This is a genomic window from Veronia nyctiphanis (assembly GCF_004116385.1).
GTDB classification, from domain to species: Bacteria; Pseudomonadota; Gammaproteobacteria; order Enterobacterales; family Vibrionaceae; genus Veronia; species Veronia nyctiphanis.
Window position 1 is genome coordinate 1 of the sequence record NZ_PEIB01000120.1, and the last position, 261, is coordinate 261.

The 261-nt window shown below is 53.6% G+C and carries 1 tRNA gene; it reads right to left on the bottom strand.

The window, feature by feature from the left end:
- Positions 1 to 183: 183 nt before the first annotated feature.
- Positions 184 to 259, bottom strand: a tRNA-Gly gene (locus CS022_RS24685).
- Positions 260 to 261 lie beyond the last annotated feature (2 nt).

The window sequence follows — 261 nt, forward strand, 5'->3', positions numbered from 1 at the left end:
ATGAGCCCGACGAGCTACCAAACTGCTCCACCCCGCGTCCGATTTTTCACCGTTTGAGGCACGATGATTGGCCTGAACTTGCAGCTGCACGCGCGGTTCCCGATCTTCAAGCTTAGGCGTGACCTCAACCTTGGCAAAAACGCTTGCGTTTGCCTGTTTCCGACGTATCGAAAACATATAATTTGGAGCGACACACGAGGTTCGAACTCGTGACCTCAACCTTGGCAAGGTTGCGCTCTACCAGCTGAGCTAGTGTCGCTT